The organism is Cytobacillus sp. EB106-05-05-XG126 (assembly GCF_058791715.1).
On the sequence record NZ_JBYTDU010000004.1, the window covers coordinates 110830 to 131422 of the forward strand.

The following is a 20593-nucleotide window of genomic DNA, read 5'->3' on the forward strand; positions in this document are numbered from 1 at the left end:
TTTTCCCCCATCATTTAAGTTATTACTATGCTCCCTTCATTTATAAAAATCATGCATTTTTCTGCAAGAAAAAAAGACCCCTTAAGAGGCCCCCAGCTCGTTCCGATTAAAATAGATATTTAAGACCTGCTTCAGGGATTGATCGATCTGCACCCATTCATCAAGCTTATAGTTATTCAGCACTTCTGCCAGGTTTGGCTTTATGCCAATCAATTTGATGATACTGCCTGTCATGAAATTCAATGTTTTAATCAGCTGAGTGAATTTCTCGATGCCTTTCCCTTCAATTTCCCCAACAGCTGTCAGATCAAAAAGAATTTCGTCATATTCGCCTGCAAAAACAGCCTTTAGGCAGCTTTCAGAAATAATGTTAATTTTATCTGCAGTTATATCGCCAAATAAAGGGATCAGGCAAAGTGTTTCAGACAGCGGGATAAACGGCCCGGACAATTGATTCAGGCGGGTCAGCACCTGCTCCAGCTCTTCCTTTTTCTCCAAAAGTTCAAAGTCGGTGGAGGTGAGGCGCTGCTGCAATTGCATCAGTTTATCCATCAGTCCTTCGTTTGAACTGTCCTTGGGCAGAAACAGCATATTGGCATAATCCTCGCTGTCCCATTGGATATGAACCTCAAATAAACAGAGAGGCATTTCCCTGGTTTTCATATTCAGTTCCAGTTTCACAGGATTCACACCGGGCTCCCAGCTGTACTGAATAAGCTTTTCAATGCTTTCTTCATCGATGATCCCTTTTAGGTGCCCCCCGCTCAGGTCAAAGCTTTCCCGTGCGATAGTGGAGTAGCTTACTATTTTTCCGTTCCTGTCAGCTTTTAAAAACGCTAGCGGAAGTGCATGATTAAAATATTGCATTTTGCTGTCCTCCCGCTTCATAATTTTGGAGCCATTTCTTTGTTTCCGGCAAATCTTTAAGGATAACTGTACGATCGGAACAATACGGCAGCAGGTCATACTTCCCTGCTAATCGCCCGCCAAGGATAACAGCCGGCTTATGCGGAAGTTTGGCAAATGCCTCGGCATATTCCTTCAGCTTCGGCAGGTGATAGACGATGGTGACTGACAGGCCGATTACGCTTGGCTTCCAGTCTTTTGCCGTCTTAAGCGCATATTCCAAAGGCAGGCTTGGACCAAAATACTTCGTCTCCCAGCCATGCTCTTCAAAAAGGCTGTTGACCATTTTTAGGCCAATATAGTGCTGTTCCCCATCCAGACAGAGAAACATGGCTTTTTGGCTTGATTGTCTTTTTTCACTTTGGTAAGCGAGTTTGGACAATACAAAATCACATGTAGCTGTTGCCAGATGCTCATCCGCCACTGTGATTTGATTCGTCTCCCACAGGTGGCCGATGTGCTGCATCGCAGGTGTAATCAGATTTTGATAAACCTCGATACGAGACAGCTGCGGGTATTTTCGGATATTTTCCCAAACTTTCACGGAATTACCTTCAAGTAATAAGGAAGCAAGTATTTCTGCCTGCTGCATCCTACGCGCCCCCTTCCGCTGGTTCACCCTTCAAGACAGCGATAGCTTCCGCCAGGTAAAGATGGAACCGTTCTGCCTTCTCCGCAGACTCTTTTTCTTTAGCCAGCACAGTCTGAATGATTTCGAAGTTGTCGATTAGATGCCGGGTTTTCATCCCATGCCTGGTTAATATGCCATTAAGCCAGACTGCATAATCATTGAAAAAAGAGGACTGATCCAGCTCATAAGCTGTCTCCAAATGCTTCATATGATGATGATTATCTTCACGGCACTTCTCTTTCCCCTGTTCGCCAAACCGTTCGAGAAGGGAAGGCTCACGCTCATAAATTTTCTCGGTTACACTATTTACGACCCTATCATGATTCACTTAGCCACCACCTTGTATTGCGCTACTTTTGGAATCACAGCAGCCAGTTCCTGATCCGGATATTTCTTTTCCAAATCATGGATTCTTTTAAAATCCTCGCTCCGGACCCAGTTTAAATAGTTTTCTTTTGTATCAAAAATGAGCTGCACAGTCAGTTCGCCGGCGCGTTTATCATTCTGCAGCAGCAGAAAATCGACAAACCCCTCTGCCTGGTCGACCGACCGCGAGCGATTTTTATATATGCGAATGACTTCTTCCGATTTTTCATCGGGAACGTCAAATGTTGAAAAAACAGTGTACATGAACTCTCCTCCAATTTTGGGAGTTTTATGGCTTCTTCAGTATAACACACTGTTTGTGATTGTCATTTTGAGAGGGTTATGAGTTGGGGGGAGCGGGGATATAGCTGATGTTAATTTACATTTTCGCCATCTGCTTTTGCCACTCCCCTCCGCTCTCAAGTTTGTCGTCCTTAAGCTTCTTATCAGCCTTAAGTCTGATAGCAAGATATGTCTCTGGCTCGTTATGCCTTCTCTTGATCCCGATTAAGATAGTATCTGTAAGAATTGTTAAGTTTTTCCTGCAAACAAGATCGCATTTTGGCGAAATAGGTCGGACGAATTATTGGAAAATTTAAGAAAAAGTAGTTATTACTACCTACTAACCTCTGTATAATTAGATCTTGGGTGCAAATTTTCACTATTAGGGAGTAAGGAGAATGTTAATGAAATTCTTAAAATTGATTGTGCAGAGAAAGATTTTGGTTGCCCTGATGACGGTATTAATTCTCGCTATCGGCAGCTATTCCATTATGGACTTGGATAAAGAGCTGATGCCGCCTGTGACGATGGATGGCGCCTATGTAGAGGTCAGCGCCGGGGAGATGGCAGCGGCTGAAGTGGAGCGATCGATCACCATTCCCCTGGAGCAGCAGATCAGGGGGATTGACGGAGTCGAGTCGGTAGACTCTACAACTGCGATCGGACGGAGCTCACTTCAAATTACGTTCGATGAAGGCCTGGGCGATGAGCTTTTTAATGAAGTAGAGGCAGCTGCCAACGCAGCAAAGGGCGACAATGCCGCGATTACAGATGTTACAGCAGGTCAGTACGGTACCACTCAAAGCTATGAATTTTATATGGATGTATCCGGCGGCAGCATGGAAGAGATGACGGCTTTTGCTGCTAAAGTTCTGGAGCCGCGCCTGGAAGCATTGCCGGAAGTCCGGGATGTATCGCTTGCAGGGGTTCAGGAGCACGAGGTACTCATTGAATTGGACCGCAGCAAATTGGCTGAAAAAGGACTGGATTCAGCAGCTGTGATCGGAGCTATTCAGCAGGTTAACAGCGAAGCCACACTGGGAGAACTCAGCAGTGATGCCAGCTCTCCTTCCCTTCGCTGGAATACGAAGCTGGAAAATGCCGCAGATGTACAGAATATCACAATCCCCTCACAAAATGGATTTGTTGATTTGAAAGATGTGGCAGATGTTAAATTTCAGCCGGTTGAAAGCTCATCCTTTGTATGGAAAAACGGCACGAAAGATTTCATTTTTGTCCAGGTGGGACGCGCAGCTGATTCCACACAAATTGAAATGGCAGCCGCGGTCCGTGATGAGGTGAAGAACATTCGCAAAGACGGTCTGGTAAAAGGCTTTGAACTGAATGAAATGGTGGCACAGGCAGATTATGTGCAGGAATCGATTGACGGCGTGACCGGCAACATTTTAATCGGCGGCGTCATTGCCATTGCCATTCTGCTGATCTTTTTAAGGAATGTAAGGGCCACCTTTATCATCGGTCTGTCAATCCCGACTTCCATCCTGCTGACATTTACAGCGATGTGGGTTTTTGATTACAGCTTTAATATTCTGACACTGATTGGCCTAGGTCTCGGGATCGGAATGATGGTGGATTCCTCTATTGTCATTATAGAGTCCATCTATCGAAAGAAAGAACAGGGCCTTGGCAAGCTTGAGTCCGTGCTGGAAGGAACCAAAGAAGTATCCTCAGCTGTCATTGCTTCGATGCTCACCACAATTGTGGTATTCCTGCCAATCGGCCTGATTGGCGGTGATGCGGGCACATTCATGATCATGCTGTCTGCTGTGGTAGCCATTACGCTCATCAGTTCGGTTATTGTCTCGTTTACATTAATTCCTTCACTTTCGGAAAAAATGCTGAAGCTCCGCAAGCCAAAGAAAGAGCACAAAGAAGGACCGATTATGCGTATGTATAGCCGTCTTGTAGCCTGGGCCATCCGGAAAAAACGCTACAGCTTTGCAGTCATTGCGATTTTCTTCCTGATGTTTGCCGGTTCCTTAACGCTTGTGACGAAAATTCCGATGACGATCATGCCGGACATGTTCAACCGCTACACAGAGCTGATGGTTACCCTGGAAACAGGGCTTTCTCCTGATGAAAAAGAAGACATCGCTCAAGGCATCAACCAGAAACTGCAATCCATTGAAGATGTTGATTCCAATTATGTCATGGACGAGGGCGGGATGTTCTATACGATCATCAATATGACAAAGGGCGATGACATTACAAGAGAACAGAAAGATGTCAATGAAGAGATTATGAAAGAACTTCGCAGCCTGTCCGATACTCTTCCAGTGAAAAATGTTCAGAGTGCGATGTCAGCTGGCGGAGGCTCTCCAGTTCAGGTAACTATCAAGGGAGAAGATTTTGCAGATTTGCAGAACCTTGCCGGGGATTTTACAGAGGATCTGGAAAAGATTGACGGCATCGTCGGTGTGACCAACTCAATGGAACGCACATCAAAGGAGCAGGTTGTTGTTTTAAAAGAAGAAGCAATTGAAAAAGCAGGCTTAACCCAGCTGCAAATCAGGCAGTTTATCGAACAGGCTTTCATGGAAATGCCTGTCGGAGTAATGAGCATAAATGAAGAAAATGTGCCGCTTGCTTTAAAGTGGGCTGAGAAAACAGATTCCAAATCAGCTCTGCTGGACTTAAAAATTCCGACTGCCGAGGGAGAAAAAGCATTATCTTCCTTTATTGATTTAAGAAGTATCGATACACCGAATGAAATTTCCCATAATGACGGGGAGCGCTTCATCTCCATTTCGGCTGACATTGAAGGCAAAGATCTTGGGGCTGTGAATCGCGAAGTTCAAAAGCTGATTAATGATTTTGAAGCCCCTGCCGGCTATAGTGCTGCAGCTGCCGGGGATCTTGAGCAGCAGCAGGAATTAATTATGGATATGGTGTTTGTTTTAGCGATTGCCATTTTCCTTGTCTATCTGGTGATGGCTGTCCAGTTCAACCACCTTGGACATCCGCTGATCGTTATGTCTGTCATTCCGATGACCATCGTCGGTGTCATTCTTGGATTATTCCTGACACAAATGGAGCTGAGCGTGATGTCTGGAATGGGTATTGTTATGCTGATTGGGATCGTGCTTAATAACGCCATCCTGCTGATTGACCGTACGAATCAGCTCCGGAAGGAAGGATTCTCTGTTGAAGATGCACTTATTGAAGCAGGTAAAAACCGCATCCGTCCGATTTTCATGACTACTCTCACTACAGTTGGCGGAATGCTTCCCCTTGCTTTGGCTTCGGGAACTTCCGGCAACTACCAGGCGCCGATGGCAACCGTCATTATTTCCGGACTGCTGTTTGCTACCTTTATTACGCTTCTCCTGATTCCGGCGGTTTACCGCTTGTTCTCTGTTTCCAGTCTCCGTTTTGGCTGGTTAAAGAAAAAGCAGAAAAAAGTTAAAGTGATTCCCGAAACCGTTAATTAACTGTGAACAGCCCCCTCAATAAAGTGAAACTTCAATCAGTGGGGGTTTTCCTTATCCCCCACTGATTGTTAGTCGCGTTCTAGTGTCGCTAAGATCTCCGCTAGCGCTTCGATCAATCGACACTACGAACCCGATTGGTTCAACTAAGCCTCTGCCGCGCGTCGGCAAGTTTCACTGTATCTCACCAATCGGGCCTTTACATTATAAAGCGAGGCGACTTGCCAGGGGTGACAAGCATAAGACGAGCAGCTGGAGGGAAGTGCCTTTCTTCCCACCAGCTGATTGGCTTATGACCTCGAGCCCCTAGGAGCCGCAGCTGGATTGGGCAGTTTGGCCCCCGCTTACCCTCCTTTGATTCCTCAGAGTCTTGAAGCGGGGGTCTTACTGCCCGTTAGACTGCGAAAAATGAGGGGGCATTTGCGGAAATTTTAAGCAATATGGACAAGGGCTCTTTCCTTCTGGTTTCCCCTTCATATATTAGTAGGAGAAAGGAGTGAAACCCATGTGCCATTATTGTGTTGAAGAATATTATTACAAGAAAAAGGTCTGCTGCAAAAAGAAAGAAGAGCCTAAACATCACGGCTGCAAGAAATGTACAAGCGATTTTAAACACCACTGTTCCTGCAAAAAATGTTCCTTTGAGCATAAGAGCTGCTCCTGTAAAAAATGCACACCTGAAATTCATCATTGCACCTGCAAAAAATGCTCATTTGAACGGCATTACAGCTGCTGTAAAAAATGTTCCCACAGCTCCCACTATTAATCCGGTAAAACAGCGGCCAGCACTGCTGACCGCTTTCTTTATTTTTTTGCTGCGCCCTTCAAACCCATCATCAAAAGGCGAATAACCAGAAAAAAGAGGATAAAGCCTATGAACGAATATGTATGCTTCCAATGTATGAGCACAAACATATTTAAGAAGCTAAATAACGGTTCAATGATATAAGCAAACAGGATTCCCAGGACCACTGCTGCAGCCGCATAGCTTTTCCATGTGCTGAAGTACTGATAGATCAGCATTCCTGACACTGGAATGACCACAAAATCTGCCGGCACTAATGGAGGTAAAAAGTGAAACAGTTTATCCGGATATCCCCATAACAGAAAGCTCACTCCCACAACATCGAGGAAACAGGCGAAGATCGCACAGATTAAGCCGAAAGTCAGAATTTCAAATAACCTGGTCTTATCCACCAGCCTCCACCAAATAAAAAATGGCAATATGCTCGCAGCCAGCAGCAGCCACCAATGAAAACTGAACAAATCCTCATGTACCCAATGTTCAAGAGAAATATCTCTTAATTTCTCCCTAAGGGTTTGCTCATCTTTATATGAAGGAATGCGGCTCATCTCATCACCTGCCATTTTGTGTTGGTATCTTGTTACACATTTTCCCCTATGTAGGAAGTTACATACAGTAAGCAGATGGTTTTAGTGAACTATTGGCGAAAAGGGGTATACCAAACTTAGCGATCATATGAATCCTCATTAGCTTGGCGGACGGAGCAAACTTCAGTCCCATAAAAAAACGGCCGGCAGAGCCAGCCGCTTTCACACCTATTGCTGTCCAGTATAGATCTTGATTGCATCCCTTAAAAACTCAGCGGCACCCGGCTGAATTTTATCATAATAAGCTTTAAACCTTTCATCTGCCACATACATTTCCGCCAGGCCGGCGTGGGCCTCTTTGCTGTATTCGCTCCAATAATATGTGATCCATTGCTTATGCAGGCCGGCTGCTTTTTGAGCAAGCTCTCCTGCCGGATCATCCGTTTCCATGGCCTGCTCCAAGGTGCTGTTTATCTCTTCAGCCAGTTTGGTAACGGCCTCATGCTCCTCCCGCGTCATGTTCATAAGTTTGGCATTCGACTTCTCAACCGTCTCCTCACCATATTTTTCGCGGATTTCCTTTCCGTATTGCTTCTCATTATCTTCAATCATTTTCTTTTTGAACCCTTCAAACTTTTCTTTATCTGACATGGTCGTTCTCCCTTCCGCTGACGCGATCGTTTTTTCTACATTCGTAATAAGCAGATCGAGCTGCTTTCTTTTCTCAAGGAGTTTCTCGCGGTGCTCCTTCAGTGCATCCGCAGCATCGAAAGCAGGTGCTGTGATGATTTCCTTGATCTGATCAAGGCTGATGCCAAGCTCTCTATAAAATAGAATCTGCTGAAGTCTGTCAACTTCCTTTTGGCCATAAATCCGATATCCCGATGAATTGGTTCTTGCCGGCTTAAAAATCCCAATTTCATCATAATACCTGAGGGTCCTCGAGCTGACCCCGGCCAGCTGCGCGAGCTTCTGCACTGTGTATTCCATGCGATGGTCCTCCTTTCTAGAAAAGCGGAAGCGCCTTCAGATGAACTTCAACTAAAAACCGCCACGTCCTGTGGCGAACGTTGAAGTCAGCACATCCTGTGCAAGCCCGGCAGGCATAAGACGAATCACGCAGGAAACCTCCCAAAGCAAGCTTTGGTCGGGCGATGCAACGCTGCCGAAGCTTTCCTTGTCCTGATTTCTGGAGTGATTTGGCTTATGACCCCGAGCTGCTCAAAGCATCATTCTTCGAATCATGCTCCTCGCAAGTAATTCAGGGGAGGAAATTCATGAAGAAAATACTGGCTAGGCGCTGCAGCTAGACAATGAAGTTATAGAAAGTACTTTCTGTTACTAACGATACACCTTTACGCAGCGTGAAGGTCAACCATATTTTTTAAAAAATTAATCCAGCTTTTTAATCAGGAGAGCGGCGGTTGTCCTGGAGATTCTGCATCCTTCCAGGTCAGCTTCCTTAATCAATCCAAGATCCATCGCGGATTTTATTTTTCCTTCATCCGGACGCTTTTGAATCAGATCGATAAGATTCAGCTCCTCGAGTTTGTTAACAGTTGGAACTGGGTCGAATTTCTCCGTCCTTCTAATCTGCCTCTGCAATTTGTAGCTATCAATCTTAACTTCCCCTTTTTCATTCTGTCCTACAGCTGTATCGAAATACTGATGAAACAGGTCTTTCAATTTATCCAATTCTGCTTCCAGGTCCTTTTTCCTGCGGTTCAGTTCATCAAAACGGACCAGCATCTCTTTTGTAACCATGGTTGAATCGCCTCTTTTCTTGGATGATACTTCATCTTATTTAGGAAGCGGAGGATTTATGCATATTTAAAGAACGTATGTTCTTAAATACATACTCATTAGAGATGTTGTAAAATGGAATTAACTAGGAGGAGACTTAATGTTTTTGATGATTTTTTGGGGAATTGTCGGATTGTATGTTTTGTTTTCACTTCTCATTCTACCCATGCAATACCGTTTTTTGGTCAACCTTAAAGAGATGGAGGCCAAAAATAAAGCGAAGGGGAAAACACAGGGAGAAATGTATGACAGCATGAGAGTGGATGAACTGGTTCTGCATGAGAACATGCAGGGAAACCCGATCTTTTTTCTGGCCAATTTGCTGGCATCGGTTATCTATCGAATTAAGCATTAAATAGCCTGGCAGGCTTCCGCCAGGCATTTTTTTATTGCAATTCCTCCAGCGCAATCGTCTGGTAGGCTTGAAAAAAGGAATCGCAGAACATATCCCACTCTTCAGCCGCTTCCATGGAAGCTTCGCTCACTTCCCCGCACACCGGGCGCTGCAGGAGATCCGTCAGCTGCTCCGCAAATCGATCAATCGTTTCCTTAGGAGCACCTGCAAGCACATTTGACACGAATTCACCCGGCGGATACCAGTCAGCCACTCTCTGAATATCCCGGTAAATTTGCGTCAGCAGCAGATTGCGCGGGCCTTCCCACTGCTCATTGACGACGACATCCCGGAAGATGCGCGGCAATGACGAGAATTCCTCCATGACACCATGGCCGGCAAAGACAGAGATAGCATCGCGCAGCACCTCTGCTCCTTCGTTTGTGGCACAGATTTTCTGCAGCAGCACAATCTCCCTCAAGTTAAAGAGCTGTTTTCTCCGTTCGAGCGGCTGATCCACCGGAATCCCGGCATTCAGCGGCTGGTCAAGGCGGAGGAATAGATCATAGATTTTAAAAGCGCCTGCAGCTGTCCGATGGGCGGCATTTTCTATTTTTTTCAGCGTTCTCGCTGATAACGGGTAATCTTTTACCTTTTTGCCAAAAACAGTCCGGAAATCGCCATAAAGATTGGCTTCCCGGGCTGCACGGAGCATAAAGGCGGCACAGGCGATGCCGATTTCAAGGCGGGATAGGGTCAGAACGATGCCGGCTGCAACGGCCACCCCTTTTCCTGCCGAGCCAACCGGGTAAGCAAGAGCCCCATTATACTGAAATTCCCCTGTCGGCAGCTCGGCCGTACCCATTTTCCACTTGATCCGGTTGATTTCATAGACATTGCGCTTTTCCTTCTCCTTATCACCAGGCAGCCAGGACGGCACAATGAAGGTGGACACTTTATCAGTGCCGGATATCTTTGCAGTGACCACGGAATAGTCGGCATGTGCAACCGAGCAGAAAAATTTATTGCCATAAAGGCGATAGTTTTTACCATCTGGGTCCGCCTCAAGCACATTGGCAGGCAAATCGGATCCTCCCTGTATCTCCGTCATGAATTGGGCACCGATGGCAAAATCCCCGTCAAGTCCCTCTTTCGTATGCTGTAAAATTATCTCCAGCTCAGGAATATCTTCATTCGGATATTGTTCAAGGAGTGCAATTAATCCAATCGTGCATGTCAGCGGACAGGCGACACCCGCTTCCCCCAGCTGGTGAATCAGCATCCGCTTCACGAAACTTTCCCAGGACGGCATGCGGCTTGAAAAAAGGCCCTCCCCAAACACTTCTTTTTCCAGCTGATGCGTTTCCATTGGTCGGACGACACGGTCAATGCGGTGATTGAAGGCATCAAAATGAAGCATATACGGACGGGATTCAGGCCTTGCTGCACTTTCTGCAAGCGTGTTCCATCTGGACGAAACAGCCGGAGAAAAATCCTGCAGTTCATTATGTATCTGTTCATATTGCGAGCCTGCATATTTTTTTAAGGCCTTTTGCAAAAAGGGATCATCCTTATACCAATCCTGGTTGGCACGCCGATCTAAAAACTCATCAAATGTGTATGAATTCCTGCCTCTTATCTGCTGGTCCCGGGAAGTTATCGTCATGGAAAAATCACTCCTTTTTTGATTGACAAATAGTAATTTTCAGAATTATTAACTAAGCTAACGTTAACGTCAACTAGGAGGATAGATAATGCCAGAAGAAAAGATTTTTACCATCAGCGAGCTTGCGGCAATGTTTGACATCAGCTCCAGGACGATCCGCTATTACGAGGAAATTGGAATGCTGACTTCGGAAAACCGTGACAGCATGACCAAGCAGCGCACCTATACCAATCGGGAACGACGGCGCCTGAAGATGATTCTGCGGGGGAAAAAACTCGGCTTCGGCCTTCAGGAAATCAGAGAAATGATTGAGCTGTATGAATCGAACCCGGAAGGCGAAGCGGAGAAAAGCAGAATTATTGCATTTGCTGACAGCAAGCTGAGGGAAATCGAAGAGCAGATCATGCAGCTGCAAATGCTGCGGGAAGACATTTTGACGTACAAAGCAAAGTATGAAAACAGCCGGGTGAAGACATAAATTCATTTTTAATAAGGGGCTGAGTATAGTGGGAGCAACCATTCACGGAGTATTGGAGAGAAATGCAAGGAAGTTTCCAGAAAAGGACGCCTTTATGACGGTGTCGAACCGCCTTACATACGGAGACATGAACCGCTTATGCAACAGGCTGGCACGTTATCTTCAGAATGAAGGAGTCCGGAGGGGCGATCGGGTTGCGGTAATGTCCCGCAATACGGAGCACTTCTTTTATGCTTTTTTTGCCTGCATGAAGATCGGCGCGATTCCGATGCCGATGAATATCCGCCTGACACCGAAAGAATTGTCGGCTATTTTCCAAAGTGCGAATGCTTCAGGAATTCTATATGAGGATGAGCTTGCTGAAACGGCTGCGGCGTTAAAAGAGAATGTAAATTTCTATTTTTCGATTCAGGATGCAGTTGAAGCTTCTGCTCATTTTTCTGAGGATAATCTTGATGTGCCGATTGATTCGCGGGACGTCTGTGAGATTCTTTTTACATCCGGAACAACCGGGACGCCAAAGGGAGTTGTGTTCAGCCATGAACGCATTCTGGCGATCGCTTCAGCTGTTTCGGTTAATTTTAGCTTGTCGCATAATGATTCCATGCTCACCCTGATGCCGCTCTCCCACTCTGCTCCTTTGAATACCTTTTTCATGAGCGGGCTTTATTGCGGAGCATCCCATGTGATCGGCGACTTTACTCCAAAGGACTTCCTGAACTGGATTCAGCAGGAAAAGACGACCTTCTCATTTGCGGCACCTGTTGCCTATTTGCTTGCGGCCAAGGATCCGGATTTGGCTTCCTATGATTTGTCCGCCATGCGTGTCTTTGCCTATGGCGGCGGCCCGCTGGCTCTTGCCTCCTATCACCATGTGAAAAAGGCGTTCCGCAACGAAAACTTCTATCAGGTATACGGACTGACGGAAGCGGGACCAAATGGCATTCTCTTATACCCGGAAGAGCACCTGGAGAAGGCTGGAAGCATCGGCAAAAACCCGACGGTGAACATGGAAATACGGGTCGTCCGGCCGGATGGCACCGATACGGCTCCAAATGAATATGGCGAGATTCTTCTGACTGGCGACAGCCTCATGCTTGGTTATGACAATAATCCGGCTGAAACGAATGCTGTGCTGAAAGGCGGCTGGCTCTATACCGGCGACATTGCCTACCGGGATGAGGATGGCTACTTTTACATCGTGGACCGTAAAAAGGATGTCATTATTTCGGGCGGCGTCAACATTTATCCGCGTGAAATTGAAGAAGTACTCGCGAAGCATGACGCGGTTTTGGAATCCTGTGTCGTCGGTATGCCTCATGAAGAATGGGGTGAGACCGTCAAAGCAGTCGTTGTGCTGAAGGGCCAGGTGTCTGAGGAAGAATTGCGGGCGTTTACAGCCGAACATCTCGCAGAATTTAAGTGTCCGCGGATCTATTCCTTTGTGGATGAACTGCCGCGGAATGCGAGCGGAAAGATTTTGAAGCAGCAGGTGAAAAAATTGGTGCATGCTTAATTGCGGCGAAAATCAGGTGCTTGGGATGGCGCCTGATTTTTTAGATTCACCAGCAGGAATCCGCCCCTAAAAAAAGTAACTTAATAGTATAACCAAACAATCAGGAGGCCACATGAAGTCAAGAACCGAAACCGAAATGATGAATCTGATTCTATCAACTGCCAAGAATGATGAGCGGGTTCGTGCGGTGATTCTTAATGGGTCGCGCGCGAATTCTAATCTAAAGAAAGATATCTTTCAGGATTATGATATTGTGTACATCGTGAGGGAAATGGAGTCCTTCACCTGTGATCATAGCTGGGTGGATGTGTTTGGCGAGCAGGTGATGATGCAGATGCCTGAGGAGAAGGTGCTGCCGCCTGCCGATGGAAACGGCCGCTTCCCTTATCTGATGCAGTTTGTGGACGGGAACAGGATCGATCTGACGCTGATTCCGGCTGAAAGGATAGATGAGCTGCTGGAGCCTGACAGCCTGAGTGTGCTGCTTCTTGATAAGGATGGGCTGATTGGGTCCCTGCCGCCAGCCAGTGATCGGGATTACCACATCAAGAAACCTGATGCCAGAGAGTTTGCAGATCTGTGCAATGAGTTTTGGTGGATTACGATGAATGTCAGTAAAGGACTTTGGCGCAGGGAGCTGACTTACGCGATGTTTATGCATGAGCAGATCAACCGCAATGTGCTGATAACCATGCTGGAATGGAAGGCCGGCATCACAGCAGATTTTACAAAGAGCGCAGGCAAGGCCGGCAAGTATCTTCCCGATTTTCTTTCTGCCGGGGACTGGGAACAGTTTCAGGCTACGTACTCAGACGCCGAATTTGAACACATTTGGGATGCCCTTTTTACCATGTGCTCCCTTTTCAGAAAAACAGCGGTCGAGGTAGCCGAGAAACTCTGTTATGAGTACCCATTTGAAGATGATAAGCGTGTGACAGGATTCTTAAAGCATATCCGCAGCCTGCCTGCAGACGCCCAATCCATCTATTAAAAAAAATCCCCTAGGCTCAGGGGATTTTTCTAGTTGTTCTTTAATTCCAACTGTTCGAACGCAGACCAGTTCACCATTTTTTCCAAAAGAATGGAGATCAGGACGCCCATCAGCAGCCCGTTTGAGATAAATGGCTGAATCAATACAGGGAATTCCGCGAACACGGCAGACGGTGTATTCATCAGGCTGATGCCGATCAGGACGGGTGCCGCTAAACGGAAGATGGTGTCTGAGTTGAACACTTTTCCGCTTAAGCTATTGAAAGCAGTCCCGAACAGCTGCAGATACGCGACAAACAAAACGGCGTTCCCGACTGTTACCGGCATGCCGGCGAGCCATGAGCCCAAGTGCGGGACCAGGCCAATTACAGTTAAGAGCGCTCCCCCAATGAAGAAGGGTGTTCTCATCAATACTCGGGTACTCTGCAGGAATCCGATCGATGAGGTGAATGGCGTATACGGCACAAGGCCAAACCCGCTTCCAATTACTGTGAAGACCGAGGTAATAAAAATCGAGCCGCGGTACTCGCGCTTCCCGGATTCCTTTTTAAACAAGAGGTCACCGGAACTGATCGAAGCGACTGTGTTGCTAAGGTTCATCAGACACGCAAAGAAGGCTACTGCCACAATTCCGATTTCCAGGTTAGGCTGTCCCAGCGGAAAGAGTGTAAAGCTCACATCTTCGGATGCCGTCGCCTGTACCGCTTCACCGGCAAACAGGAGATCATAGCCGATCCACCCTGCCAGCAACCCTATTAAAATAGAAAAATTACTGATGAGGGCATTCCCTTTTAATTTTAATAAACTCACAAAAATGACGAGAGCAAAGGAATAAAGCGTAATCGGCACATCAATGGTGCCCTGCTCGCCGACCTTCATCATGCCTTTAAAAAAAATGAAAATCAGCTGGAAGGTTAATAGAAACAAATAAACGGACATCACCATCGGGCTGAAGATTGACTTCAGCAGTGAAATGCCGTTGAATGCTGCGAGGATTAGCGTGACACCCGAAGCGAGCATTACCCCTGTCGCAATTCCGCCTCCGATTTCTGTAAAACTCATGCCAAGGGAAGATGCGGACAGGCCAAGGTTCAGGATGACTCCCCACAGCAAGCCGGAATGACCTTCCATAAGCGGATAGCGATGCCCTTTCCAGCCCTGAAAAATGGTCGCCAGCCCCGTAAAGATAAGCGAGGCTCTCAGCATCATCGCAATCGTTTCACCCGGAAGCCCGAAGACGGTTCCTACTGAAATCGGGACCATCACGGTATTTGCAAAAATAAAAAATAGCCATTGAACAGAAGAAAATATCGTCACGGTACCAAACCGTTTATCCAAGATGCCAACACTTCTTTCTATTATTTCGTTTCTCTAAAAATAACTAGCTACTATTATAGTACAAATTTCGAGAAATTTCTTTGGGTTTATCTTGAAGAAAAGTAGAAATAGGGAGAAAGTGGAGGCGAATAGGAAAAGCCCGCAAAATCTTGCGGGCGCTGCTCCATTTTTATATAAGTCCGGAAAACCATAGTCCAAGCGCAGTGCCGACATAGTTGCCGATGATATAGCCCAGTGTTCCTACTACGAGAATCGGTCCAATCAGGTCCTTCCAGCCCTTGGCGATGGCCATGGCGGCAGCGGTGGTTGGGCCGCCGACATTGGCATTGCTGGCCAGGAGGATTTCTTCGAGATCATATTTTAATAGTTTGCCTGCCGTTAAAGATACAGCCAGGTTCACTACGACGATGATGAACACAAACACCAGCAGCAGCGGGGCATTCTCGATTATGAGCGGGATTGATGCCGGAATGCCGATCACGACAAAGAACAAATAAATCAGGAACGTTCCGATTTCCTGGCTTCCATTAATAGACTGAAAGTATCTCGGGAACATGGCCAGAGCCAGGAATGTCAGAGTAGTAAGCATCAGATACTTGTCTCCAAACAGCCCATTTACAAGATTTATAAAGAAAGAGACTTCATCCCCGGAAGGAATGGCCTTATCCAGGAATTCAGCAATCTTAAAAGCTATAATCACCAGTAAAAAAGCCGTTCCAGCGGATAAAGCGATATCCTTTAATGAAATGTCCTTTCGCTTCCAAAAGCTTTCCGCAAGTGTCTTCCCTTCTTCTCCTATACTTCCGCTTTCTACCTGATCTGCATGCGGCGTTTTAAACCGGCTCCGGAAAAATCCAATGGCTGGCACCATCATCAGAACAACGAAGTAAACCGCCATCATTAAATTATCGGCGACAACTGCGGCGGATACCATTTCTCCAGGCGTCTCGAATTTCGCCGCCATGGCTGCAAAGTTCACTCCGCCGCCAATATAGGATGCGCTGAGCATCGCTCCCAGTTTATCGAGCACGGGAATATGATCTTTCAGCAAGAAAAAGCTGATGATCACACCTGCCACTGTTCCAATGGAGCTGATCAGAAAGATAATCAGCAGACGGCCGCTTTCCTGCCAGATTCTTTTAATATTCACATGAAAAAGAAGCAATGGAATTGCGAGCGGAATGATAAATGTCCAGACTGCATCGTAAACCGGTGATGCTGTCGGAATAATTCCCGTATTAGATAGAATGATAGCGCCAATCAGGGCAATAATCGCCCCTGAAATTTTCGCAGCTAAAGCGTATCGCTGCTCCAGATAGATGCTTGCCGAAGCCCAGACCACAATAATTCCCCAAAGTGTTACATAATCATCGGCTTTAATAAGTGACTGCTCCAATAACATTTCCTCCTTTTTTCAGTAGCACTCCCCACCATATTAGCTCTATCTCTTATAAAATTCAAAATATTCAAATTGAATAGGCTGATTCGACAAAATTCGAGTGGTGCGTGTCACCAAAAATTATTTTATTAATTTTTGAATCCGAAAGTGCCCTTTCGTACGTCTAGATGGCAGACACTTTTTTAGAAGGAAGGTTATTGCGTGATAGAAGTTAGAGAGTTAAGCCATGCGTTTGAGATTGGCAAGAAAGAAAAGAAGACGGTTATTCCTGTATTGGAGAATGTTTCTTTTTCAGTGGAAAAAGGCGAGATTGTTACGATTGTGGGCAGGAGCGGTTCCGGGAAGTCGACACTCTTGAATATCATCAGCGGGTTTATTAAGCCAAAGCATGGAGAGGTCCGGATACATGGCAAGAAGGTCAGTGACTATAACGAAGGCAAATTCGCTGATTTCCGCCTGGCGAATCTCGGATTCATTTTCCAGAGCTTTCAGCTGATTCCGAGCATGACGGCTTACCAAAATGTCGAGCTCCCTCTCATTCTCAAAGGGATGGCTGAAAAGGAAAGACTGCAGAAGACGGAAGAGACGTTAAAGCGGGTAGGCCTTATCGAATATAAAGATCATTACCCAAGTGAGCTTTCCGGCGGACAGCAGCAGCGTGTCAGCATCGCCCGGGCGCTTGTCGTGAATCCTCCCCTCATTCTGGCGGATGAACCGACTGGCAGCCTGGACAGCGAAACAGAAAACGAGCTGCTGCAGTTCATTCAAGAGCTGAACCGTGATCTGGGCATTACGTTCCTGATTATTACGCACGACGAAAAAGTGGCAGCCATCGGCCATAAGACAATTGAAATCACAGATGGAAGGGTTATGGAGGGTGTATTGGCATGAATGTAAAAGATCAATTCCGATTTGTAAGGCAAAATATGAAGAAGAATAAAACAAGGCTGTTTATGACAATTTTAGCCACAGCGATTGGATGTACCTTCCTGATTGTGCTGGCATCGGTCGGATTCGGTCTTCATAAATCGATTATCCAGGATGTACTGGAAGACAGCCTTGTGACGGAAATCCAGGTTCACGGCAAGGAAATGGGCGAAGAAAATTTCCAGGGCATAAAAGATGAGGATATCAAACATTTTCAAGAAATCACCGGGGTAAAAGCAGTCACCCGCAGGCAATCTCTGCAGCAAAGCCCAATCTTTAAAACAGATGAATATACCGCTCAATCAGAGACCGTTTCGGCTTATTTTCCGGAAGAAGTGAAAGCAGGATTCGAGCTGTCTGAAGGAAGACTCCCGGAAAAAGAGAATGAAGTCGTGGTTGGCTCCTCCTTTGCGGATGGTTTGTCTCTGGAGCCGAAAGAAGAAGAAAACACCTTTAATGAGGATGGCTCTATAAAAGAAGAATACGCCTACAAGGGTGAGTTAGTCGGAAAGACCATTGAAATGGAAGTGGTCAAAATGGAGGATGGCAAGGAAATCAAGAAGTCCATTCCGCTAACCATAACCGGGGTCACGAAGAAGCCTTCTAAAGAATGGATGCAGATCCGCACGGTTTTCATTTCTGAAGACATTTTTAAGGAAGTGGAAGCATTCACCGGTACACCTGGCGGCAGTCCGGAACAAGTGGAAGGAGCATCCGAGGATACCGGCCGAATATACGATAGAGTCAGCCTTTACGCTAAAGATGTCGAGGCTGTTACAGGGATCAATGACAAATTGAAAGACGGCAATTATATGGTTTATTCTATCGTGAATGAGATGAAGCAGATTAATATGGTTTTTACGATTCTAAAAATCGGCCTTCTCTTCATCGGAACCATCGCTTTAATTATTGCTTCCATCGGCATTTATAATACAATGACGATGGCCGTTACGGAGCGCGCCCCCGATATCGGCATCATGAAAGCGATCGGCGCCCATCCGAAGACGATTAAGCGGATCTTTGTCCTTGAAAGCAGCTATATCGGACTGCTTGGCGCCCTGTTTGGCACGATTGTTGCTTATGGAATCAGCTATGCGGTCAACCTGGCACTTCCGCTCGTGCTGGAAAGAGTATTTGAGGAAGCTCCGCCTGAGGGCCTTATGCTTTCTTACATTCCATGGTCCCTTACTCTGATCAGTGTGGCGATTTGCCTGACTGTCACCATCTTCTCCGGCTGGCGTCCGGCCAAGCGCGCGACACAGGTGGATGTGCTGAAGGCAATGAGACGGGAAGTTTAATAGAAAAAACATCGCTGGTTTTAGCCGGCGATGTTTTTATTATAGCTTGAACGCTTCCTCGCGAACCTTCTGCAGGAATTCCTCTACCACCTTCAGGTTGTTTTTATCGCCGCCAAGCTTCAGCATGGCCCTTCCAACGAAGTTGACCCCTTTATTTTTCCCTTCATAAATAAACCTGGTGTGGGAGTCATCGATTTTGACCAGTGTAAATGCCAGGGTAATTTCAAAAGCCTTTCCCAATACAAAATGGATCTGCTTATGCTTTTTATCCTCTGAGTTCTCATAAGCCAGTGTTTCGACAATATAAGTCTCCAGGCGCTTGCCTTCTCTGTAGGTTTGCCTGTGTTTTGCCCCTGCTTCATCTTCCCTTTTTTCGATCAGAGTGTGCTCTTCGACCTTGGGCATGATTTTCTTTATGTGCTGGTCGGAAAACAAGATCCACACCTTTTCAATATTTCTTTCAATCATGATTTCTTCTTTCCATTGAATCACAATTCTTCCTCCTTCCCCGAATCCAAAAAGGCATCAATTTCATCTATTTGACCTTGAAGCTCCTCCATCTGCTTCTTGATCAGCTTTCTTTTTTGATCAGCAATGCTTCCAGATTGGCGAATGATTCATCCTCCATCACAGAAATCATTTCCTGAATGGTGAAGCCTAATCTTCTTAGCTTTAGTAAAAGGATAGCCAAAAAGTAGCTGCCGTCATCGTAATACCGGTAATTGTTTTTTGAGTCAATAAAAGCGGGCTCCAGCAGCTTTACTTCTGCGTAATATCGCAATGTTTCCTTCGTTAACCCGGTCATTTCCGAAAACTCGCTAATCTTGTACATCGCTTCCTCCTTACTATCTTAAAGTGTGGGGTGCACCACATGGTCAATGTTTTTTTAAATAATATTTCGTATTATGTATATCACAATGCACATCAGATAGAAAGAAATAGAAAAAGCCTCTGGCGGCATGATCCGCTGAGGCTTTTTTCCATTATAGATTTCAACTAGTCTCCAGGAAACGCATACTTCGTTCTTCCTAATAGTTTTTTGCTATGCTCGCCATTATAGGATTAGAACAAGAACATAAAAAAACATCGCCCTCAAGCGGCGATGCTTCCCGGCTTACCCATTTAAAAACAAGGTAGCCGTTACATATTTCTTTGTCAGCGACTTGTAGTAGGCCGATAATACGGTGAGGGAGGCCGTTACAAGAATATTCGAGACGATGTCTTTCTGCTGATCCGTAAAATCCTGAAAGCTATCCAATGCCTGCAAGGCTTCCTGCTTGATGCATCTCTCAATGCCATCATGCATGTTTTCGCCTAATATATTATGATGATGGGCTTTTTCAAAAATAGCCGCGTAAGCAGAATAAAATGGGATCGGCTCAATTAAATCGTCTGACCTGTCATCGAGATCATTAAAAAGGAGAGCCAGAATTTTCCGGATAGAATCGAAATCGAGTGTCGCTTTCAGATCCTCCACGATAAAAAGCATGGCAGCTTGGTCTACTGAATATTTCTTGCCGATCTGCGGACTGCCAATCAGGTTCTTCACATCCCGCTTCACCCAGTTTTGAACGGCAGTCGATGATAACTGGGTGAATTCAATCTGGTTCCCCAGTGCGACAATTTCATTGATGGAAAAGCCGATTCTCTGCAAATCTGCCCGCAGCAATTTTTCAAATATGGCCGGCATTTTCGTATCGAGAAAAGCTTCCGTTGATATTCCTTTTTTTGCATGAGCGGCTGCCCATGCCTGCTGAAGGATTTGTTTGGGTGAAAGCTCCCCATCCCCCTTCAGCGACAGCAGGAAATCAGCCATGCTTTTCCTTGATAGCTGGAATAATTCCAAGGTAATCAGCCCCTGCGTTCTCTATTCAATGC

At 46.0% G+C, this 20593-nt stretch carries 21 protein-coding genes; 7 read left to right on the plus strand and 14 right to left on the minus strand.

All coding sequences use genetic code 11. The features are described from left to right. Positions 1-81 precede the first annotated feature (81 nt). From AC3WTL_RS15095 to AC3WTL_RS15110, 4 genes are read right to left on the minus strand one after another with little or no spacing between them, the layout of a single operon-like run. Positions 82-867, minus strand: a complete 786-nt coding sequence (locus tag AC3WTL_RS15095; RefSeq protein ID WP_197204697.1) for an STAS domain-containing protein — start codon at positions 865-867, stop codon at positions 82-84. Continuing rightward, positions 854-1498: a cobalamin B12-binding domain-containing protein gene (locus AC3WTL_RS15100; protein ID WP_222498370.1), complete on the minus strand. Its 645-nt coding sequence runs from the start codon at positions 1496-1498 to the stop codon at positions 854-856. Before AC3WTL_RS15100 ends, AC3WTL_RS15095 begins: the two co-directional genes overlap by 14 nt. Before the next feature lies 1 nt (position 1499). Next, complete coding sequence (locus tag AC3WTL_RS15105) at positions 1500-1865, minus strand: hypothetical protein (protein ID WP_222498368.1); 366 nt, start codon at positions 1863-1865, stop codon at positions 1500-1502. After that, positions 1862-2167, minus strand: a complete 306-nt coding sequence (locus tag AC3WTL_RS15110; protein WP_048010792.1) for an antibiotic biosynthesis monooxygenase family protein — start codon at positions 2165-2167, stop codon at positions 1862-1864. Before AC3WTL_RS15110 ends, AC3WTL_RS15105 begins: the two co-directional genes overlap by 4 nt. Positions 2168-2589: 422 nt before the next feature. On the opposite strand from AC3WTL_RS15110, the gene AC3WTL_RS15115 reads away from it, so the two are divergent. Next, positions 2590-5637: an efflux RND transporter permease subunit gene (locus AC3WTL_RS15115; RefSeq protein ID WP_252220911.1), complete on the plus strand. Its 3048-nt coding sequence runs from the start codon at positions 2590-2592 to the stop codon at positions 5635-5637. Between the two features lie 391 nt (positions 5638-6028). On the opposite strand, the gene AC3WTL_RS15120 is transcribed toward AC3WTL_RS15115, so the two are convergent. The 4 genes from AC3WTL_RS15120 to AC3WTL_RS15135 all read right to left on the minus strand — a co-directional run bounded on the left by AC3WTL_RS15120 (position 6029) and on the right by AC3WTL_RS15135 (position 8730). After that, a complete protein-coding gene (locus tag AC3WTL_RS15120; protein WP_197214511.1) occupies positions 6029-6283 on the minus strand; it encodes a hypothetical protein in 255 nt (84 codons plus the stop codon). Between the two features lie 155 nt (positions 6284-6438). Further along, complete coding sequence (locus AC3WTL_RS15125; protein ID WP_222498364.1) at positions 6439-6987, minus strand: CBO0543 family protein; 549 nt, start codon at positions 6985-6987, stop codon at positions 6439-6441. Positions 6988-7194: 207 nt separating this feature from the next. Continuing rightward, a complete protein-coding gene (locus tag AC3WTL_RS15130) occupies positions 7195-7956 on the minus strand; it encodes a MerR family transcriptional regulator (RefSeq protein ID WP_252220909.1) in 762 nt (253 codons plus the stop codon). Between the two features lie 402 nt (positions 7957-8358). Then, complete coding sequence (locus tag AC3WTL_RS15135; protein ID WP_222498362.1) at positions 8359-8730, minus strand: hypothetical protein; 372 nt, start codon at positions 8728-8730, stop codon at positions 8359-8361. A gap of 139 nt (positions 8731-8869) precedes the next feature. Between AC3WTL_RS15135 and AC3WTL_RS15140 the strand changes: the two genes are divergently transcribed. Beyond that, the gene (locus AC3WTL_RS15140; protein ID WP_061791365.1) at positions 8870-9124 is read left to right on the plus strand and encodes a DUF3949 domain-containing protein; all 255 of its coding nucleotides are present in this window, start codon (positions 8870-8872) and stop codon (positions 9122-9124) included. 31 nt (positions 9125-9155) lie between these two features. Here the strand turns inward: AC3WTL_RS15140 and AC3WTL_RS15145 are convergent, their stop codons facing one another. Beyond that, a complete protein-coding gene (locus AC3WTL_RS15145; RefSeq protein ID WP_252220908.1) occupies positions 9156-10769 on the minus strand; it encodes an acyl-CoA dehydrogenase family protein in 1614 nt (537 codons plus the stop codon). An 88-nt stretch (positions 10770-10857) separates the two neighbouring features. Between AC3WTL_RS15145 and AC3WTL_RS15150 the strand changes: the two genes are divergently transcribed. From AC3WTL_RS15150 to AC3WTL_RS15160, 3 genes are all read left to right on the plus strand, one after another. Further along, positions 10858-11247 (plus strand): MerR family DNA-binding protein, encoded by a 390-nt coding sequence (locus AC3WTL_RS15150; RefSeq protein ID WP_197214295.1) that lies wholly within the window; start codon positions 10858-10860, stop codon positions 11245-11247. Positions 11248-11275: 28 nt separating this feature from the next. After that, entirely contained in the window at positions 11276-12763 is a 1488-nt protein-coding gene (locus AC3WTL_RS15155) for a class I adenylate-forming enzyme family protein (RefSeq protein WP_252220907.1), read from the plus strand. 112 nt (positions 12764-12875) lie between these two features. After that, entirely contained in the window at positions 12876-13754 is an 879-nt protein-coding gene (locus tag AC3WTL_RS15160) for an aminoglycoside 6-adenylyltransferase (RefSeq protein ID WP_252220906.1), read from the plus strand. A 29-nt stretch (positions 13755-13783) separates the two neighbouring features. Here the strand turns inward: AC3WTL_RS15160 and AC3WTL_RS15165 are convergent, their stop codons facing one another. Next, positions 13784-15091 (minus strand): uracil/xanthine transporter, encoded by a 1308-nt coding sequence (locus tag AC3WTL_RS15165; RefSeq protein ID WP_252220905.1) that lies wholly within the window; start codon positions 15089-15091, stop codon positions 13784-13786. A gap of 169 nt (positions 15092-15260) precedes the next feature. Beyond that, a complete protein-coding gene (locus AC3WTL_RS15170) occupies positions 15261-16487 on the minus strand; it encodes a DUF819 family protein (RefSeq protein ID WP_492369684.1) in 1227 nt (408 codons plus the stop codon). 204 nt (positions 16488-16691) lie between these two features. On the opposite strand from AC3WTL_RS15170, the gene AC3WTL_RS15175 reads away from it, so the two are divergent. Further along, the gene (locus AC3WTL_RS15175; RefSeq protein WP_252220902.1) at positions 16692-17381 is read left to right on the plus strand and encodes an ABC transporter ATP-binding protein; all 690 of its coding nucleotides are present in this window, start codon (positions 16692-16694) and stop codon (positions 17379-17381) included. Continuing rightward, the gene (locus AC3WTL_RS15180; RefSeq protein WP_222498347.1) at positions 17378-18715 is read left to right on the plus strand and encodes an ABC transporter permease; all 1338 of its coding nucleotides are present in this window, start codon (positions 17378-17380) and stop codon (positions 18713-18715) included. The genes AC3WTL_RS15175 and AC3WTL_RS15180 overlap by 4 nt, the downstream gene beginning before the upstream one ends. Before the next feature lie 39 nt (positions 18716-18754). On the opposite strand, the gene AC3WTL_RS15185 is transcribed toward AC3WTL_RS15180, so the two are convergent. The 3 genes from AC3WTL_RS15185 to AC3WTL_RS15195 all read right to left on the minus strand — a co-directional run bounded on the left by AC3WTL_RS15185 (position 18755) and on the right by AC3WTL_RS15195 (position 20561). After that, positions 18755-19207 carry an SRPBCC family protein gene (locus AC3WTL_RS15185; protein ID WP_222498345.1) on the minus strand — a complete coding sequence of 151 codons (453 nt, stop codon included), beginning with the start codon at positions 19205-19207 and terminating at the stop codon, positions 18755-18757. Positions 19208-19286: 79 nt separating this feature from the next. Beyond that, positions 19287-19547 (minus strand): MerR family transcriptional regulator, encoded by a 261-nt coding sequence (locus tag AC3WTL_RS15190; RefSeq protein ID WP_492369685.1) that lies wholly within the window; start codon positions 19545-19547, stop codon positions 19287-19289. A gap of 282 nt (positions 19548-19829) precedes the next feature. Further along, positions 19830-20561, minus strand: a complete 732-nt coding sequence (locus AC3WTL_RS15195) for a DUF1836 domain-containing protein (protein ID WP_492369686.1) — start codon at positions 20559-20561, stop codon at positions 19830-19832. Positions 20562-20593 lie beyond the last annotated feature (32 nt).

What these genes read in the sequence shown, in the direction of transcription:
- AC3WTL_RS15125 (WP_222498364.1), bottom strand. Translation starts at nt 6,987, where the DNA reads ATGAGCCGCATTCCTTCATATAAAGATGAGCAAACCCTTAGGGAGAAA.
- AC3WTL_RS15120 (WP_197214511.1), bottom strand. Translation starts at nt 6,283, where the DNA reads ATGCTCAAAGGAACATTTTTTGCAGGAACAGTGGTGTTTAAAATCGCT.
- AC3WTL_RS15115 (WP_252220911.1), top strand. Translation starts at nt 2,590, where the DNA reads ATGAAATTCTTAAAATTGATTGTGCAGAGAAAGATTTTGGTTGCCCTG.
- AC3WTL_RS15135 (WP_222498362.1), bottom strand. Translation starts at nt 8,730, where the DNA reads ATGGTTACAAAAGAGATGCTGGTCCGTTTTGATGAACTGAACCGCAGG.
- AC3WTL_RS15095 (WP_197204697.1), bottom strand. Translation starts at nt 867, where the DNA reads ATGCAATATTTTAATCATGCACTTCCGCTAGCGTTTTTAAAAGCTGAC.
- AC3WTL_RS15110 (WP_048010792.1), bottom strand. Translation starts at nt 2,167, where the DNA reads ATGTACACTGTTTTTTCAACATTTGACGTTCCCGATGAAAAATCGGAA.
- AC3WTL_RS15160 (WP_252220906.1), top strand. Translation starts at nt 12,876, where the DNA reads ATGAAGTCAAGAACCGAAACCGAAATGATGAATCTGATTCTATCAACT.
- AC3WTL_RS15180 (WP_222498347.1), top strand. Translation starts at nt 17,378, where the DNA reads ATGAATGTAAAAGATCAATTCCGATTTGTAAGGCAAAATATGAAGAAG.
- AC3WTL_RS15150 (WP_197214295.1), top strand. Translation starts at nt 10,858, where the DNA reads ATGCCAGAAGAAAAGATTTTTACCATCAGCGAGCTTGCGGCAATGTTT.
- AC3WTL_RS15145 (WP_252220908.1), bottom strand. Translation starts at nt 10,769, where the DNA reads ATGACGATAACTTCCCGGGACCAGCAGATAAGAGGCAGGAATTCATAC.
- AC3WTL_RS15130 (WP_252220909.1), bottom strand. Translation starts at nt 7,956, where the DNA reads ATGGAATACACAGTGCAGAAGCTCGCGCAGCTGGCCGGGGTCAGCTCG.
- AC3WTL_RS15100 (WP_222498370.1), bottom strand. Translation starts at nt 1,498, where the DNA reads ATGCAGCAGGCAGAAATACTTGCTTCCTTATTACTTGAAGGTAATTCC.
- AC3WTL_RS15190 (WP_492369685.1), bottom strand. Translation starts at nt 19,547, where the DNA reads ATGTACAAGATTAGCGAGTTTTCGGAAATGACCGGGTTAACGAAGGAA.
- AC3WTL_RS15140 (WP_061791365.1), top strand. Translation starts at nt 8,870, where the DNA reads ATGTTTTTGATGATTTTTTGGGGAATTGTCGGATTGTATGTTTTGTTT.